Annotated in this window: 9 protein-coding genes; all 9 read left to right on the top strand. The window is 71.7% G+C overall.

The features are described from left to right. Positions 1–72: 72 nt before the first annotated feature. Genes ABD882_RS04120 through ABD882_RS04160 form a run of 9 tightly spaced genes read left to right on the top strand, consistent with a single transcriptional unit; the run spans position 73 to position 16,800 of the window. Positions 73–6,204 carry an Ig-like domain-containing protein gene (locus ABD882_RS04120; protein ID WP_345184825.1) on the top strand — a complete coding sequence of 2,044 codons (6,132 nt, stop codon included), beginning with the start codon at positions 73–75 and terminating at the stop codon, positions 6,202–6,204. Between the two features lie 59 nt (positions 6,205–6,263). After that, entirely contained in the window at positions 6,264–7,235 is a 972-nt protein-coding gene (locus ABD882_RS04125) for an AAA family ATPase (protein WP_345184643.1), read from the top strand. 37 nt (positions 7,236–7,272) lie between these two features. Further along, on the top strand, positions 7,273–8,535 hold the full coding sequence (locus tag ABD882_RS04130) for a DUF58 domain-containing protein (RefSeq protein WP_345184645.1): 1,263 nt from the start codon (positions 7,273–7,275) through the stop codon (positions 8,533–8,535). Further along, complete coding sequence (locus ABD882_RS04135; protein WP_345184647.1) at positions 8,532–10,958, top strand: transglutaminase-like domain-containing protein; 2,427 nt, start codon at positions 8,532–8,534, stop codon at positions 10,956–10,958. Before ABD882_RS04130 ends, ABD882_RS04135 begins: the two co-directional genes overlap by 4 nt. Continuing rightward, a complete protein-coding gene (locus ABD882_RS04140) occupies positions 10,955–12,259 on the top strand; it encodes an RDD family protein (RefSeq protein WP_345184649.1) in 1,305 nt (434 codons plus the stop codon). Before ABD882_RS04135 ends, ABD882_RS04140 begins: the two co-directional genes overlap by 4 nt. Then, complete coding sequence (locus ABD882_RS04145; protein ID WP_345184650.1) at positions 12,256–13,083, top strand: PP2C family protein-serine/threonine phosphatase; 828 nt, start codon at positions 12,256–12,258, stop codon at positions 13,081–13,083. The genes ABD882_RS04140 and ABD882_RS04145 overlap by 4 nt, the downstream gene beginning before the upstream one ends. Beyond that, positions 13,083–14,360, top strand: a complete 1,278-nt coding sequence (locus tag ABD882_RS04150; protein WP_345184652.1) for an FHA domain-containing protein — start codon at positions 13,083–13,085, stop codon at positions 14,358–14,360. The genes ABD882_RS04145 and ABD882_RS04150 overlap by 1 nt, the downstream gene beginning before the upstream one ends. Then, entirely contained in the window at positions 14,357–16,066 is a 1,710-nt protein-coding gene (locus ABD882_RS04155) for a serine/threonine-protein kinase (RefSeq protein ID WP_345184654.1), read from the top strand. The genes ABD882_RS04150 and ABD882_RS04155 overlap by 4 nt, the downstream gene beginning before the upstream one ends. Continuing rightward, the gene (locus ABD882_RS04160) at positions 16,054–16,800 is read left to right on the top strand and encodes a hypothetical protein (protein ID WP_425563321.1); all 747 of its coding nucleotides are present in this window, start codon (positions 16,054–16,056) and stop codon (positions 16,798–16,800) included. Before ABD882_RS04155 ends, ABD882_RS04160 begins: the two co-directional genes overlap by 13 nt. The last annotated feature ends 81 nt before the right edge of the window (positions 16,801–16,881 follow it).

Here is a 16,881-nt window from a genome sequence, read left to right on the forward strand (position 1 = left end):
GACGGGTAGTTCTCCCCATCGTGGGCGCTCAGGATCGCGGCTTACACTCTTAAAGTCCCCTGAGTGTTCGTCATGGGATGGCTGGTCGTTGCATCCGGGGGGAAATTCGTGGTCAAGACGTTCGCATGGTTGCGGTTGCGTCCGAAGACCCTCGCCTCCGTGGCCGGCGTGACGATCGGCGCCGTCGCCCTCACCGGCATGGCGCTCGCCTACCAGGGCAACCCCACCGCCGAGGTCGACCTGCATGACGGCGGCGTCTGGCTGACGAAGACCTCGAGCCTGCTCGTCGGGCACTTCAACAACGAGTCGCACGTGCTCGACGGCGGGCTCCGCGCCGCGGGCGAGAACTACGACGTGCTGCAGGCCGGCGGCACGGTGCTGGTGACCGACCGCACCTCGTCCACCCTCACCGCGATCGATCCCGCGCGCGTCGTGATGGGCGATGCCGTCACCGTTCCGGGCGGCGCGAAGTCGGCGCTGGGCGGCACCACCGTCGCGATCCTGGAGCCGAAGGACGGCAAGCTCTGGATCCTTCCGGCGTCGGGCTTGAGCGGCTTCAAGGCCGCGAGCATCAAGCCGTCCGCCACGCTCGGCCCGGACGCGGATGTGACGGTCGGCCGCGACGGCACGGTCTACGCGGTCTCGGCCAAGCAGCGCTCGATCGTCACCGTGCGCGTCGACGCGCAGGGCGACCCGCAGCCGTCATCGACGGAGGGGATCGACCTCGCGCCCGAGGCGAAGCCGACCATCACGGTCGTCGGATCCACTCCGGTCGTGCTCGACGCGCAGGCGAAGGCCGTGTACGCGGCCGGGCACCGCACCGAGCTCGCGGGCGGGGAGCTGAAGAACCTCGACGCGGCGGTGCTGCAGCAGCCGTCCGATGACAACACCGCCGTCGCGATCTCGACCGCTGACGCCCTGGTCTCGGTGCCGCTGGACGGCTCCGCGCCCACCGTGCAGCAGGCCGGCGGCGCCGGAGCGCCGGCGGCGCCCGTGTTCATGAGCGGGTGCACGTACGGCGCGTGGGGCGGATCCGCGAAGTTCATCCGCGACTGCGTGGGAACCTCCCACGATCTGAAGAGTACGATCGACGGGGCCGAGAGCAGCACGTCGCTCGTGTTCCGGGTGAACCGCGACGTCGTGGTGCTGAATGACACCGCGAGCGGCGCCGCCTGGCTGGCCACCGACAACCTGCAGCGCGTGGACAACTGGCAGGACATCGTCCCGCCGGAGGGCGACACCCAGCAGCAGGATCAGACCACCGACGACCAGGTGCAGACCACGCTGCCCAAGCGCACCCCCGAGAACACCCCGCCGGTCGCCCGCGACGACAACTTCGGCGTGCGCCCTGGCCGCACCACGATGCTGCCCGTGCTCGACAACGACACCGATGCCGACGGCGACGTGCTGGTCGCCTCGCTCACGCAGGCGCAGCCGTCGATCGGCGACGTGCAGCCGATCAACAACGGCGGGGCGCTGCAGATCGCGGTGCCCGACAAGGCGACCGGATCCGCCACCTTCCAGTACCAGGCCGACGACGGCCGCGGCGGCACGGCCACGGCGAACGCGACCGTCACCGTGCACGACTGGAGCGTGAACTCCGCGCCGAAGCAGCAGCGCGTGCCGGGGCTGCTCATCGAGACCGGCGGCACCGTGAAGTACAACGCGCTGCCGGACTGGCTGGATCCGGACGGCGATGACCTGTACCTGAAGGACGTGATCCCGGCCCCCGGCGACCAGGTCGACTTCACCCCCGACGGACAGCTGAGCTATCACGCGGTGGCGAGCCTGCCCGGGCGCAAGGAGATCAAGATCGTGGTCTCCGACGCGCTCGGCGAGATCACCACCGGCACCATCCGGCTGGACGTGCGACCGGCCGGAACCACCCAGCCGATCACGAACGCCGACCACGCGGTGACCCGCGCGGGCGAGCAGGTCACCGTCGCTCCGCTCCTGAACGACTCCAGCTCCGGCAAGGAGCAGCTGCGCCTCGCCCGCGTCGACGAGACGCCCGGCGCCACGATCGTCCCGAACTTCGGCGAAGGCACGTTCACGTTCCAGGCGGCGTCGCCCGGCGTCTATTACGTGCAGTACCTGGCCAGCGCCGGCCCGAACGCCGTGCCGGGACTGGTCCGCGTCGACGTGCTGGACAAGACCGCCGAGGCAGCACCGCCTATCGCCGTGCGCGACGTCGCTCTGCTGCCCACGGGCGGCGACACGCTCGTCGGCGTGCTGAACAACGACATCGACCCGGGCGGCGGGATCCTCGTCGTGCAGTCCGTCACGGTGCCTCCGCACAGCGGCATCGCCGTGTCGGTGCTGAACCATGAGACGCTGCGGATCACGGATCAGGGCAACCTCGACAAGCCCGCCAGGATCAGCTATCGGATCTCGAACGGATCCAAGACCGCGGACGGCGACGTGATCGTCATCCCGATCCCCGCCCCCGCCAAGCTCGAGCCGCCGGTCGCGAACGACGACACCGCCGTGGTGCGCGCCGGCGATGTCGTGACGATCCCGGTCCTCGCGAACGACAAGCACGCGCCGGGCACGATGCTGCACGTGTCGCCGAACCTCATCGAGCCCCTGGTCGACCCCAAGTACGGCGAGGCGTTCGTCTCGCAGGACGTGGTCCGCTTCCGCGCCGGATCCACGCCGCGCACGGTCTACGCGACCTACGAGGCCGTGGACTCGAACGGGCAGAAGGCCGCCGGCTACATCACGATCCAGATCCTCCCCGTCGACGAGAAGACGAACACTGCGCCCCGGCCGCACGATCTGACCGTGCGCGCGCTGAGCGGCACCAGCGTGCGTGTCGCGGTGCCGCTGGACGGCCTCGACGCCGAAGGCGACTCGGTCGAGCTCGTCGGCCTGGACTCGGCCCCCAAGCAGGGCCAGGTCACCGAGGTCGGCGCGAACTACCTCACGTACGAGGCGTTCGACAACGCGAGCGGCGTCGACTCGTTCACGTACAAGGTGCGCGACCGGCTCGGCAAGGAGGCGACCGCGACGGTGCGCGTCGGGATCGCGCCGGGCACCAACATCAACCAGGCGCCGTACGCGGTGAAGGACGCGGTCGTGATGCGTCCGGGCCGCACGGTCGCCGTCGCCGTGCTCGCCAACGACTCCGATCCCGACGGCGACGTCATCGGGCTGGTCAAGAACGGCCTCGAGCTGCCGTCCGGCGTCGACGGGCTGAGCGCGAAGGTCTCCGGCGACCGGGTGCTGATCACCGCGCCGAACCATCCCGTGCAGACCTCCGTCGGCTACACGGTCTTCGACTCGCACGGCGCGACGGCCACGGCGCCGGTGCAGATCACGGTCGCCGAGGATGTGCCGCTGGTGCCGCCGATCGCGCGAGACGACAGGATCCAGGCCTCCGACGTGAAGGGCGACTCCCTCCAGGTGGAGGTCCCGGTGCTCGACAACGACGAGGATCCGGACGGCACGGTCGACGACCTGCAGCTCAGCGTCGACGATCCGGGCGCCAAGGTGCTGCCGAACCGCACGGTGCAGGTGACGGTCACCGATCAGCGCCAGCTCATCCGGTACACGATCACCGACCAGGACAAGCAGAGCGCTTCCGCGTTCATCTTCGTCCCCGCGCTGAGCGACCTCGCCCCGACCCTTACCTCCACCAAGCCGGTCGAGGTGAAGAGCGGCGAGACCAAGGAGCTGCCGCTCTCGCAGTACGTCACGGTCGCCGGCGGCGGGCAGGTGCGGATCACGCAGGCCGACAAGGTCAGCGCCGTGAATGGCAACGGGGCCTCGCTCATCAAGGACGAGCACACCCTCGTCTACACCGCCAAGCAGGGCTACTTCGGCGACGACGCGCTCACCTTCGAGGTCACCGACGGCACCGGCCCCGACGACCCGAAGGGGCGCAAGGCCACGCTGAGCATCCCGATCACGGTGCTCCCGCCGGACAACCAGCCGCCCACCTTCACCAACGCGCAGGTGTCGGTCGCGCCCGGTGAGCCCGCGCAGGCGGTCGAGCTCTCCGCGCTCGCGAAGGATCCGGATCCGGGCGACGCGAAGAAGCTCACGTTCGCGCTCTCCGGCCGGCCGGGCGACGGCATGAAGGCCGAGCTCGACGGCACGACTCTCAAGGTCTCCGCCGACTCGACGACGCCCAAGGGCACCGCCGGGACCGTGAAGGTGACGGTCACCGACGGCAAGACGCCGCCGGTCGAGGGCACGATCGCGGTCACCGTCGCCGCCTCCACCCGTCCGGTCGCGGTCGCGAACACCGACACGGTGCCGCAGGCCGATCAGGGCAAGCCGGTCACGATCCCCGTGCTCGAGAACGACGTGAACCCGTTCCCGGACAAGCCGTTGAAGATCATGTCGGTGGACGTGCAGACCGGCTCGGCGAACGCCGCAGTGCAGGGCGACAAGGTCGTGATCACCCCGGCCGCCGACTTCATCGGCCAGGTGGTCGCGAGCTATCGGATCCAGGATGCGACGAAGGATCCCGACCGTCAGGTCGACGGGCGCATCATCGTGACCGTGCAGGGCGTGCCCGACGCGCCGGGCTCGCCGCAGGTGACCAGCGTGCAGGATCGCACCGTCGTGCTGAACTGGGCACCGCCGTCGAACAACGGCGCGGAGATCACCGGGTACACCGTGCGCGCGGCCAGCGGCGGCAGCTATTCCAAGCAGTGCGCGTCCACCACGTGCACCCTGGACGGGCTGACCAACAACGTGGAATACACCTTCACCGTCACCGCGACCAACCGCGTGGGCGAGGGCAAGCCGTCGCCGGCCTCCGCGGTCGCGCGGCCCGACGCCCGCCCGGACACCCCGAACCCGCCGACCCTGAAGTTCGGCGACAAGTCGCTGAACGTCGCGTGGACGACGCCGACCACCCCGGGGTCTCCGGTGACCTCCTACAACCTGGAGATCTCGCCCGCACCGCCGAGCGGGGTCGCGCAGAAGACCGGCGTCACCGGCAACTCGCTGAAGTGGGACGGGCTGGAGAACGGCGCGAACTACCAGGTGCGCGTGCAGGCCGTGAACCGCGCGCCTGAGCCCTCCAGCTGGAGCGGCTGGTCGGCCTCGGAGATCCCGGCGGGCCCGCCGACCGCGCCCGGCACACCGAACGCGCAGAGCGCGCCGTCGGTGGGATCGCAATCGCAGATGTCCGTGACCTGGACCGCCGCCGGACAGAACGGCGACGCGATCTCGAGCTACGACCTGCAGGTGCTGCAGGGCGGATCGGTGGTGCGCACGATCACGGGGATCGCCGGCACGACCCTCAGCCAGAACGTGACCGTTGGCAACTCCACGTCGGACTACACGTTCCAGGTGCGCGGCAACAACAAGGCCGGTGCCGGGGCGTGGTCCGGCGCGTCCAACGCGCGGCGCGCGTTCGGGCAGCCGGGCGCGGTGACCATCACGCAGTCGCGCGAGGAGAACAACAACATCTGGGTGGACTACTCGCTGGCCGGCGGCAACGGCGCCAGCGGGAGCGAGATCCACTACGAGTACTCGACCGGCGGCGGCTGGGGCCGCAGCTGGGACGGGCACAACATCCCCGCCACGAACAACAACACGTACACGGTCTCCGTCCGCGCCTATTCCGTCGTGGGCGGGCAGGAATCGCAGCCGGGCGCGGCGGGCTCGAAGGCCGGGCTCGCCCCGTACGGGCCGGTGCGGGATCCGGGCGCCTCGGCGACCAACAACGGCCAGAGCGTGACTCTCGGCTGGTCGGCGCCGGCGCCCAACGGCCGGCCGATCCAGGTGATGCAGATCAGGGTCGACGGCGGCGGGTGGCAGAACGTCGGACCGAGCGGGACGACCACGGTCGGCAACGGATACTCGCAGACCCACTCGATCCAGGTCAAGGCCATGGACAGCGCCCAGCAATGGTCGAACGTGGTCTCGAGGTCGGCGACGACAAGCGCCCCTCCCGCACCGCGCGTGTGGGTCACCGAGGGCGCGTCCGCAGGTACCAACTGCGTGAACGGCTGCCGGCTGTTCGTCGTGAACTTCCGCAACCTGAACATCGGCAGCCACCAGGTGACCTGCGCCTCGGACGCGCGGCCGGGTGGATTCAGCTCGGGGAACTCGGTCAACTTCAACGGCGACGGATCCGTGCAGATCTCCTGCTGGCAGGGCCGCGACGGTGTGAACGTCTGGATCGACATCGCCGGCTGGGGAGGTTCTGTCGACACGGAGAAGAACTTCTGGCCCAGACCCTAGCCACGGTCATCCCGTGGCCCGAGACGCTGACAAGACCTGAGAACTGAGGAACAACCGAAATGACGATGACCCCCGAACAGGCCGCCTGGTTCCAGGGCACCTTCACCCGCCTCGTCGACAACGTCGACCGTGCGGTGCAGGGCAAGCGCGATGTGGTCGGCCTCGTGCTGGCGTCGATGCTCGCCGAGGGGCACGTGCTCCTGGAGGACGCGCCCGGCACCGGCAAGACGAGCCTCGCGAAGGCGCTCGCCGCGACCGTGCAGGGTACGAGCACGCGGATCCAGTTCACCCCCGACCTGCTCCCCTCGGACGTGACGGGCGTGACGATCTACGACCAGAACACGCACACGTTCGAGTTCCACAAGGGACCGGTGTTCGCGTCGATCGTGCTCGCGGACGAGATCAACCGCGCCTCGCCGAAGACGCAGTCCGCGCTGCTCGAGGTCATGGAGGAGTCGCGGGTGACCGTCGACGGCACAGCCCACGAGGCGGGCCGCCCGTTCCTCGTGATCGCCACGCAGAACCCGATCGAGCAGGCGGGCACCTACAAGCTGCCCGAGGCGCAGCTGGACCGGTTCCTGATCAAGACGTCGATCGGCTACCCCGACCTCGATGTCACTGCGGCCATCCTCGCCGGTGCCGCCGAGCGCAACCCGTCGGCGAAGCTCACCCCGATGATCACCACGAGCGCGGTCGCCGACATGGCCGACCTCGCGGCCGCCGCACACGTCGAGCCCGCCGTGCTGCGCTACATCGCCGAGCTCGTCCAGGCCACTCGCGCCGACCCGGCCATTCGCCTCGGCGTCTCGGTGCGCGGCGCCCTCGCGATGGTCCGCATCGCGAAGGTGTGGGCGGCGGCGCAGGGCCGGCACTACGTGCTGCCCGACGATGTGAAGGCACTCGCGCGCCCGGTGTGGATGCACCGCCTGCTGCTGGACCCCGAGGCCGAGTTCGCCGGCACCACCGCCGAGACCGTTCTCGCCCGCGTCGCCGAACAGGTCCCGGCCCCGCAGGCCCGCACCGCGGCCTGAGCGCAGGCTCAGGGACCAATACAGAGAGACGCCCCGCATGACCACCACCACGACCGCACCCGCGCGGATCCCCGGATCCGAGCGCGAGGCCGGCTGGCGCGACATCGCCGCGCTGGTGCTCGCGCGCATCGGCGTGCGGCTGCGCCTGATCGCCTCGGCCGTGCGGCCGCTGGCCTGGGTGCTGCTCGCGGTGGCGGTCGGCACGCTCCTGATCGCGCTGCCGCTGGGCTGGGTCGAGCTGGCGGTGGTCGCCCTGGTGCTGCTGATCCTGCTCGCGCTGTGCGCGCTGTTCCTGATCGGACGCACCGCCTACGACGTGCGCCTGGACCTCGCCCGCACCCGGGTCGTCGTCGGCGAACGCGCGGTGGGCGCCCTGACCCTCGCGAACCGCGGCAGCAGGGCGATCCTGCCCTCCCGCGTCGTGCTGCCGGTCGGCGCCGGACGCGGCGAGTTCGGCATCAAGCGTCTCGCCCCGGGGGAGGAGGCGGAGGAGCTGTTCGCGATCCCGACCCACCGTCGCGGCGTGGTCTCGGTCGGTCCGGTCAGCGTGGTGCGCGGCGATCCGCTCGGGCTGTTCGAACGCGCGCATCGCCGGGACGAGCCGATCGACCTGTTCGTGCACCCGCGCACCATCGTCTTCGACGGCCAGTCGCTCGGCTTCCTGCGCGACCTGGATGGCCTCCCCGCGGCCGACCTGTCTCGCGACGACGTCTCGTTCCACGCGCTGAACGAGTACCAGCCCGGCGACGACCTGCGCCGGGTGCACTGGAGATCCTCGGCGCGCACCGGCGTGCTCATGGTGCGCCAGTACGAGGAGACGCGGCGCTCGCATTTCGTGATCGGGCTGAGCCGCTCGAGCGCCGACTACCTCAGCGACGACGAGTTCGAACTGGGGATCTCGCTCGCCGGATCCGTCGGCCTGCGCGCGATCCGCGACTCGCAGCACGTCGAGCTGCGCGTGCAGGGCCGCTCTCTGCCCGCGACCACCGGCAAGCAGCTGCTCGACTCCCTCGCCGGCGTGGAGAGCGGCCGGGCCAAGGACGGCGGGCTGTCGTTGCTCGCCGGGAACGTGGCCGCGCACATGCCGCTGTCCAGCGTCGTCGTGCTCGTCTGCGGCAGCCGCACCACCCCGGAAGAGCTGCGCACGGCGTGCGCCCGGCTGCCGTTCGGATCCCGCGTGCTGGCGATCGTCGCGCACCTCGGGGCGATGCCGGCGCTCCGCCGCATCGGCGACGCCGACGTGATCACGGTCGGCGCGCTCGAGCAGCTGCCGCTCGCGCTCGGGAAGGTGCTCGCATGACCGCCCCCGCCCGCACGGTCCGCACTCCGCTCGGCGTGCGCCGCACGCTCATCGACCTCGCCGCCGTCGCCCTGCTGATCGGGGTGGGCATCGTCGGCTGGTGGCCCTCGTTCGCCGGGCCGTCGTACCTTCCCGGTGCGGTCGGTGCTCTGCTGCTCGGCCTCGGGATCGCGCTGCTGTGCGCGTGGCGCGGCTGGGGGATCCTGCCGACCGCGGGGCTGACCGTGGTCGCCTACTTCCTGTTCGGCGGTGCGCTGGCGCTGCCGCAGACCGTGATCTTCGGAGTCGTCCCCTCTGGCGAGACCTTCGGCGCGCTCGCGACCGGTGCGGTCACGAGCTGGAAGGCCATGCTCACGACGGTCGCGCCGGTCGCGGTCGGCGACGGCTACGGGCTGGTGCCGTTCCTCGCCACGCTGGTCGCGACCGTGACGGCCGCCGCCCTCGCCCTGCGCCTGCGACAGGTGGCGTGGGCGCTGATCCCCGCCGGCGCGCACCTCATGCTGGTGATCGCGATGGGCGTGCCGGATCCCGCCGCCCCCCTCGTGCAGGGCGTGGTGTTCGCGCTCGTGACGGCAGGCTGGCTGGCGCTGCGGGGTCTCGGCGGCTCCGCGAACGCGGCCGTCTCGGTGAACGCGGCGGACGGGTCCCGCTCCACGGCCCTGCTGCGCCGGCGGATCCTCGCCGGTGCGGCGGTGCTCGTCGTCGCCGGACTCGCCGGCACGGGTGTCGCCAGCGTCACCGCGCTCGCCGAGCCGCGGCACGTGTTCCGCGACGTGGTGCTGCCGCCGTTCGATCTGCACCAGTACGCCAGCCCGCTGCAGTCGTACCGCGGCTACGTCAAGGACCACCGCAAGGACACCCTGTTCACGGTGAAGGGCCTGCCGGACGGGGCGCGAGTGCGGATCGGCACGATGGACGCCTACAACGGCGTCGTCTACGACGTCTCGGACAAAGGCGTCGGCTCGTCCGGCGCGTTCAGCCCGATCCGCGACAACATGTCGGCCTCCGCCACGGGCACCGCAGCCACGCTCTCGTTCACGATGGATTCCTACAAGGGCGTGTGGCTGCCCGATGCCGGCGAGGTCAGCAGGATCGACTTCCACGGATCCGATGCCGACGCGCTGCGCCGCGGCACGTTCTACAACGAGTCGACCAGCACCGCCGTCGCGACCACGAAGCTCGGCACGGGCGACACCTACACCGTCGACACGACGATCCCGAAGACCTGGTCGGACAAGCAGCTCGAGGGCCTCGCGTTCGGCGCCGTGTCGATGCCGAAGCAGCCCGAGGCTCCGCAGAAGCTCACCGATCTCGCCTCGCAGACCGTCGCGGACGCGAAGACGCCGATCGCGCAGGTGCGCGCGCTGACGAAGAAGTTCTCCGAGGAGGGCTTCTTCAGCCACGGCCTGCAGGGCGAGGCGCTCTCGCGCGCCGGGCACACCGAGGAGCGCATCTCGACCCTGATCGCCGGTGAGCAGATGATCGGCGACGACGAGCAGTACTCGGTGGCGATGGCGCTCGCGGCGCGGTCGCTCGGCATCCCCGCGCGGGTGGTCATGGGCTTCTACCCGGACAAGGGTGCCACCAAGAACGGCACCTTTGCCGCCAACGGCGACAACCTGCACGCGTGGGTCGAGGTGAACTTCGCCAAGGCCGGCTGGGTGGCCTTCGATCCGACCCCGCCGAAGGACAAGGTCCCGCAGGACCAGATCACCAAGCCGAAGGTGGTCCCGAAGCCGCAGGTGCTGCAGCCGCCGCCCCCGCCGCAGGAGCCGGTGGACCTGCCGCCGACCGTGCCGGATCAGCGCGGCAACCAGGACGGCCCGAACAACCTGCTCGGGATCCTCGGGATGGTGCTGGCGATCGGCGGCAGCGTGCTGCTGGTGCTCGCGATCATCGCCGCGCCGTTCATCGTGATCGGCGCGTGGAAGGCCGCGCGCCGCCGCAAGCGACGTGCCGCCGCGCAGACAGCCGACCGGATCAGCGGCGGCTGGGACGAGCTGACCGATCGTGCCGTCGACTACGGCGCGCGGATCCCGGCCGGCGCGACCCGGTCGGAGGAGGCGCAGACCGTCGCGACCGCCCTCACCGTGCCCGCGGTCACGACGCTGGCCGGTCACGCCGATGCGCAGGTGTTCGGTCCGGCGGAGCCGACGCAGCAGGACGTGGACGCGTTCTGGCACGAGGTCGACGACATCGTCGCGGGAATGGGCAAGAGCGCGAACTGGCGCCGGCGGCTGGTGGCGCGGCTCAGCCTGCGCTCCCTGCTCGGCGGCTCACGGATGTCGACCGGCATGCAGAGCCTGCGCGAGGCGGCGACCGAACGGGTCCGGCTGCGCCCTGGCGCGGGGGCGAGCCGACCTGGCACGATCGAGAGCACGCCTGCACCCCGCCAGCCCCCATCCGAGAGCGAGACCTCATGAGCACCATTCCGGTCGGCCCGATCGCTCCGATCTCGCGCCGTGCGGTCGCGTGCCTCATCGACCTCGCGATCGCGGGGGTCGTGCTCGTCGCCGGCTACGCCATCACGGCCGCCACGGCGCTCTCCGCACGCACCCCGGCCGCGCTGCTCACCGCGATGATGATCGGCCTCGGGATCGTCGCGCTCGTCCAGCTCGCGTGGTTCCTCGTGTTCAGCGGGATGCACGGCACAGGGGCCTCCCTCGGCATGCGCATCATGAAGCTGCACCTGGTGCGCGCCGACACCGAACAGCCGATCGGCTTCGGCCGCGCGCTGCTGCGCAACATCGTCTTCGGGCTGAGCGCGTCGATCATCGTCGGCTACTTCACCCCGCTGTTCGACGGATCCGGCCGCTACCAGGGCTGGCACGATCGTGCGGCGGGCGCGCTGGTGCGCGATGCGCGCGGCGCCGTGCCGGTCGCGCCGGACGGAGCCGCTGCGACGACGCCGGCACCCGCACCGGTGACGACGGCGATGCCGTTCATCCCGATGGCGGACGAGGCGTTCGCTCCGCCGCAGGGGCCACCGCTGACGCGGGCCGCGGCCCGGGCGGCGGAGCACGACCCCGCGGAGTTCGGATCCCCCACCGGTCACACCCTTCCGCACGCGCCGGGCTCCCCGGCCGCCGCTTCCCCCGCGCTCGTCGCGTCTCCCATGCCCGCGGCTTCCGCCGCCTCTCCCGCCTTCGACACCGATCCGCTCGATGCCACGGTGACCTCCGCGGCCGCCCAGGCGGCGCGCGTCGCGCAGGAGGCGGAGAGCGCGATGATCACGGTGGTCCCGGGGATCAGCCCGTCGGTCCCGGCCCCCGCGCCCACTCCGGTCTCCGGTCCGGAGACGACGGTCGCGCCGGCCGCCGCCGCGCCGGCCGCACCGACTCCGGTGATGCAGCCGCTCGACGACGAGGGCGACCTCGAGGAGACCCGGATCAGCATCCCGGGCCACCGCCTGCTGTTCGTCTGGGACGACGGCGCGCGCGCGACCGTGTCGGGCCGCACGCTGTTCGGACGCAATCCCGCGGCCGAGGCGGGAGCCGCGGTGATCGCGGTGCGCGACGAGACGCTGTCGCTGTCCAAGACGCATTTCGAGGCCGCGGCCGAGGCGTCGGGAGGCTGGGTGATGGACCGGCACTCCACGAACGGCATGACCATCGTGCGGGACGGCGTGCGCATCGCGTGCCCGCCCGGCGAGCGGGTGCGGATCCGGCTCGGCGACGCCATCGAGATCGGCGAACGGATCGTCACGGTCGGAGGCTACGCATGACCGCTCCCATCGTCGCGCGGGTCGGCGCGACCACGCACACGGGGCTGCGCCGCGCGCTGAACGAGGACGCGCATCTCGCCGAGGCACCGCTGTTCCTCGTCGCGGACGGCATGGGCGGGCACCAGGCCGGCGACGTCGCCAGCGCCACGGTGATCGACGAGTTCCGGGGTCTGCACGGGCGCGCGGAGCTGAGCATCGACGACATCAGCTTCGCCCTCGCACGGGCCAGGGCAGCCGTCGACGCGATCGCGGGCGACGGCGCGACGAGCGCCGGCACCACGCTCAGCGGGGTGGCGATCGCGCAGGTCGACGGGGTCGGCTACTGGCTGGCCATGAACATCGGCGATTCCCGCACCTACCGCCTCGCGGGGGGCATGCTCGAGCAGGTCTCGGTCGACCACTCCGTGGTGCAGGAGCTCATCGACTCGGGCGAGCTGCTCGCCGCCGATGCGCAGCGCGATCGCCGCCGCAACATCATCACCCGCGCGATCGGCGCCGGCAGCGCGGGGGAGGCCGACTACTGGATGATCCCCGCCGCGGTGGGGGATCGGATCCTGATCTGCTCGGACGGGCTGAGCTCCGAGGTCGGCGACGACGAGATCCGCGATCTGCTCCTCACGCACGAGGATCCGCAGACCGCCGCGGACCGGCTCATCGTGCGGGCGCTCGAACGCGGCGGTCGCGACAACGTGACGGCGATCGTCGTCGACGCGATCCACGTGACGACGAGGCCGGCAGGCGCCGCGGGCGCCACCGGGACCGACGACGAAGACATCGACTCGGACACGCGACCGCGTGCCGAGGCCATGGGAGGAATGCGCTGATGAACACCGCCTACCGCGCAGGGTCCTGGTATCTGCTGATCGGTCCGCGCGCCGTCGTGGCGCTGCCGCCGGATGCCGAGTTCGACCTCGTCGCCCAGCTGTGGGCGAGAGTCGGATCCGACGAGGTCGCCTTCTCCGACGTCGTCGACGCGCTCACCGCCGCCGGGCGCGGATCGTTCTCGGCGATCCCGCCGTTCGCCGCGATCGTGCGCGAGGGCGCCGATGCCCGCATCGCCGTGCGCGGGCAGGTGACCGCCCGGGTTGTCGGGGCCGGCGCCGAGCACGAGATCACCGGAGCCGAGGTCACGACCTGGAGCGAGCGGTTCGTCCCGTCCGTCGCAGGCGCCGAGATCGTCGTCGAGGATGCCCGCGACGACACCGCCCTGCCGATCGTCGCCGGCATCGTCCGCGCCGCCCGCGTCGGTTTCGGCTCCGTCCTGGACCCCGTCCTGGACCCCGCCCCGGTCCCTGAGCCCGCGGTCCCTGAGCTCTCGGTCCCTGAGCCTGAACCCTCGGTCCCTGAGCCTGTCGAAGGGCCCGCCCCCGCCCCGGACCCCGCCCCGATCGCCCCCGCTGTCGAGGTCCCTGCGCCCGACGCCGATGTCCCGCTGATGGCGGTCCCCGCCCCGCCCTTCGACGACGACGTCGACGACACGGTGCTCTCCCCGTCCTCCCCGAACGCGGTCCCGGTGGAGACGATCCTGCCCCCCGCCGACACGATCGGGCCCCCGCTCGGCGGGCACACGCTCGATCTGCGTCCGGTCGGCGGCGCCGAGCAGGAGGCGAACGAGGTCTACGACGAGGCCGAGGACGGCGACCACGACGGCGCCACCATCTCGCTGGCCCAGGCCCGCGCGCTGCGCGGATCCGCCCCTTCCGCCCCAGATCCGATCCCGGCAGCGGCTGTCCCTGCGACCCCCGCCGCGGACTCGTCCACAGGCCCGCGGATCCGCATGTCCACCGGTCAGGTCGTCGCCCTCGATCGCACGGTCGTGATCGGCCGCCGTCCGCGGGCGACCCGCTCCTCCGGGGCGACCCTGCCGCACCTGATCGCGGTGGACAGCCCGGAGCAGGACATCTCCCGCAGCCACCTCGAGATCCGTCCCGAGAGCGACGCGGTGGTCGTCCTCGACCTGCACACCACCAACGGCTCGACCCTGCTGCGGCAGGGAGCCGACCCGGTGCGGCTGCACCCCGGTGAGCAGACGATCGTGGTCACCGGGGATGTGATCGATCTCGGCGACGGTGTCACGGTCGCCTTCGAGGATCTGCCGTGAGCCGTCCGCCGTCTCCGCCGCCGCAGCTCGACGGGTTCTCGTACGTCGAGCCGCTCGGCACCGGCGGCTTCGCCGACGTGTTCCTCTACGAGCAGCAGATGCCGCGCCGCCGGGTGGCCGTCAAGGTGCTGCTCGCGGACCGGCTGGCGTCGGGCGCGGCGCAGGAGTTCTCCGACGAGGCGAACGTCATGGCGATGCTGTCCACGCATCCCGCGATCGTCACGATCTACCAGACCGGCGTCGCCGACGACGGCCGCCCCTACCTCGTGATGGAGTACTGCCCGCGGCCGAACCTGCAGCAGCGCGCCCGCAAGGAGCCGTTCAGCGTCGCCGAGGCGCTGCGGGTCGGCGTGCAGGTCGCGGGAGCGGTGGAGACCGCACACCGCGCCGGCGTGCTGCACCGCGACATCAAGCCCGCGAACATCCTGGTCACGGCCTACAACCGCCCCGCCCTCACCGACTTCGGCATCGCCTCGACCACGGGGGCCGTGAGCGAGGCCGCCGGCATGTCGATCCCGTGGTCGCCGCCGGAGTCGTTCCGCGACCCGCCGCAGGGCGGGGTCCGCTCCGACGTGTACGCGCTCGCCGCGACGATCTCGACCCTGCTCACCGGCCGCTCGCCGTTCGAGAAGCCCGGGCAGCGCAACAGCGGCGCGGATCTCATCTCCCGCATCGAGACCGAGCCGCTGCCGCCGCTCGGCCGCGCGGATGTGCCGGAGAGCCTGAGCCGTGCGCTCGAGCGCGCGATGGCGAAGAACCCGGACGACCGATTCCCGAGCGCGGTCGCGTTCGCGCGCGCCCTGCAGAAGATCCAGATCGAGCTGTCGCACTCGGTGACCCCGATCGACATCGTCGACGACCACCAGGTCGAACGGGATCCCGAGGAGGACGACGACGGCCTGACCCGGGTGCGCGAGGTCGTCAGCATCGACCCTGGCCACACGGCGACCCGCCCGTCCGCGACGACCAGCCCGGTCGTTCCGGCGACGCCGCCGCCCGCCCGCGGGCCGCAATTCGATCCGCCGGTCCTGTCCGAGGTTCCCGAGGTTGCCGAGGTGGACGCCACGGTGGTCCGCCCGCCGGCCGCGACCCCGCCTCAGGACGACGATCCGACCCGGGTGCGGCCCCCGCAGGTGGTGGATCCGCAGCCGGCGTCTCCCGCGTTCGTCGCCGCGCCCGCGCCCGCGGCCCCGCCGGTGGCACCCGCCCTGGTCCCTGCGCCTGTCCAAGGGCCCGAGTCCGCCCCGGTTCCTGAGCCTGGCGAGGGGCCCGAACCCGCCCCGCAGGCCTCGCGTCGGGGGCTGCTCTGGGGTCTCGTCGCCGTGGCGGCGATCGTCCTGCTCATCGGCGGATCGATCCTGACGGTGAACCTGCTGAACGCGGCCCCGCCGCAGGCGAAGCCGAGCGCCTCGCCGACGGCGGATCCGCAGGATCCGCTGTCCGCGCTCACCCCCACACCGACCGACGTCACGGGTGCCCCGGACGCCCAGGGCGGCGTGCACTTCACCTGGACGAACCCGAAGCCGCAGACCGGTGACCGGTACCTCGTGACCGTGGTGATGCTCAGCGGCGATGGCGACACGAAGCTCGTCGACAAGCCGGAGACGACCGTGGCCGCGCAGTCCGGCGGGCAGACCTGCATCGACGTCGAACTGCGCCGGGCGGACGGGACGGCCTCCTCGAAGGTGCGGGGGTGCGCGAAGTGACCGCGCACGCACGGCTGACCGTGGAGTTCGCGGGCGAGTACTTCCCGATCGATCCCGGCGGGCGGTTCGTGCTCGGACGTGAGGGCGATCTCGCGATCGACGACAACCTGTTCCTGCACCGGCACTTCCTCGAGGTCGTGGAGTCCGGCGGGCTGTGGTGGCTGGCGAACATCGGAACGCGCCTGCAGGCGACCGTCACCGACGCGACCGGCGGGGTGCAGGCCTGGCTCGCGCCGGGCGCGCGGCTGCCGCTGGTGTTCGCGACGACCAACGTGGTCTTCTCCGCGGGCCCGACCACCTACGAGTTCACGATCCACTCGTCGGAGCCGACCTTCCGCCCGATCCATCACGACCTCGTCGGAGACGGCGACTCGACGATCGGCGAGGTTCCGCTCACCGTCAGCCAGAAGCAGCTGCTGCTCGCGCTCGCCGAGCCGCTGCTGCGCCGTGACGGCAGTGGCATGAGCTCGATCCCGTCGAGCGCCGCCGCGGCCGCCCGGTTGGAGTGGACCGTGACCCGGTTCAACCGCAAGCTCGACAACGTGTGCGACAAGTTCGACCGGATCGGGGTGCCCGGCATGCGCGGCGGTGCGCGGGGATCGGCGACCAACCGGCGCGCGCGGCTCGTGGAGCACGTGATCGCGTCCCGGCTCGTCACCAAGGACGATCTGGCCCTGATCGATCCGGCACGGCTCGCGCAGGAGAGTGCCAAGGATGCGGTGGACGCCGAATGATCCGGGTCGGCGGATGGGAAGTTCTCCCCATCGACGCACGTGCGCGGCGCCCGTACGGTGATTCAGGGGCGACCGTGAGAC

The sequence above is a fragment of the Microbacterium panaciterrae genome, assembly GCF_039541635.1.
GTDB classification, from domain to species: domain Bacteria; phylum Actinomycetota; class Actinomycetes; order Actinomycetales; family Microbacteriaceae; genus Microbacterium; species Microbacterium panaciterrae.

Excerpts from the sequence above, each read along its gene's own strand:
- ABD882_RS04125 (WP_345184643.1), top strand. The coding sequence starts at position 6,264 with ATGACGATGACCCCCGAACAGGCCGCCTGGTTCCAGGGCACCTTCACC.
- ABD882_RS04150 (WP_345184652.1), top strand. The coding sequence starts at position 13,083 with ATGAACACCGCCTACCGCGCAGGGTCCTGGTATCTGCTGATCGGTCCG.
- ABD882_RS04130 (WP_345184645.1), top strand. The coding sequence starts at position 7,273 with ATGACCACCACCACGACCGCACCCGCGCGGATCCCCGGATCCGAGCGC.
- ABD882_RS04120 (WP_345184825.1), top strand. The coding sequence starts at position 73 with ATGGGATGGCTGGTCGTTGCATCCGGGGGGAAATTCGTGGTCAAGACG.
- ABD882_RS04135 (WP_345184647.1), top strand. The coding sequence starts at position 8,532 with ATGACCGCCCCCGCCCGCACGGTCCGCACTCCGCTCGGCGTGCGCCGC.
- ABD882_RS04140 (WP_345184649.1), top strand. The coding sequence starts at position 10,955 with ATGAGCACCATTCCGGTCGGCCCGATCGCTCCGATCTCGCGCCGTGCG.
- ABD882_RS04145 (WP_345184650.1), top strand. The coding sequence starts at position 12,256 with ATGACCGCTCCCATCGTCGCGCGGGTCGGCGCGACCACGCACACGGGG.